Annotated in this window: 1 pseudogene; it reads left to right on the plus strand. The window is 50.2% G+C overall.

The window, feature by feature from the left end:
• Positions 1-199: 199 nt before the first annotated feature.
• Positions 200-457: pseudogene (locus ACOCD2_RS22635) on the plus strand (hypothetical protein); the annotation flags it as partial.
• Positions 458-878: the final 421 nt, after the last annotated feature.

The following is an 878-nucleotide window of genomic DNA, read 5'->3' on the forward strand; positions in this document are numbered from 1 at the left end:
CGTGTCGCTTTGCTCGAAGATGAATGTCATTGGCAGTTCACCCCTTGGGTGAAATCATGAAAATCACTGGAACTGCAATTTTACGCGATTATCATCGGGCGAACGACTTTCAGGCGGCTGCGGAAGTCACGGATTCAGGTACTATGCCAATTCAGATGGCAGCTATCTCATCGGCGGGTTGTCGCCAGGAACCTATCGTTTGGCCTTCGGTTCATCATTTTCGTGGAGCACTAAAAAGTACGCCAAAGAATATTATAGTGATGCTGGCGACATCGACGGCGCCACCAACATTTCAGTAACCGCAGGCGCAACAACACCCAACATCAATGCCGTACTGGCGCTTGCGCCTCCCAGCATTCAGGGCACAGTCACTGAAGATGGCACCGGAGCACCAGTTCCACAGTGTACCGTCTCTGCATCCAATGCAGGAACATGGATTCAATCGCTCACAGATGTCAACGGACACTACGTCATTTCCGGACTTCCAGATGGCGACTATCGCGTTTTCTTTCAGTGTGGGGAAACCTATCGCAACGAATTCCACAACGATGCTATAGATTACGACTCGGCAACACTGGTATCAGTTTCCTCAACCACCGCTCCCATTATCATTGACGCAGGAGTCTCACGTTTCACGAGCTTTGTTACCGGAACAGTGACTGATGAAATAACCGGCATCCTACTGGGTGGCCGGTATGTTTCCAGCCACTTCCAAGGAGCTGGTTGGCTCAATGACTATACCTGGACTGATGTTTGTGGGCTCTTCGACGTTTCATATGGATTTCAGTATGGAACCCGCCGGGCTGGCAATCATGTAGATCATAGTTATAAAAGTTCGGTTGTTTCGATAGCCTCTGGCTCGTGCTCTGGCTGCTTGG

This window comes from Thiolapillus sp. (genome assembly GCF_048562965.1).
GTDB lineage: Bacteria > Pseudomonadota > Gammaproteobacteria > Chromatiales > Chromatiaceae > Thiolapillus > Thiolapillus brandeum_A.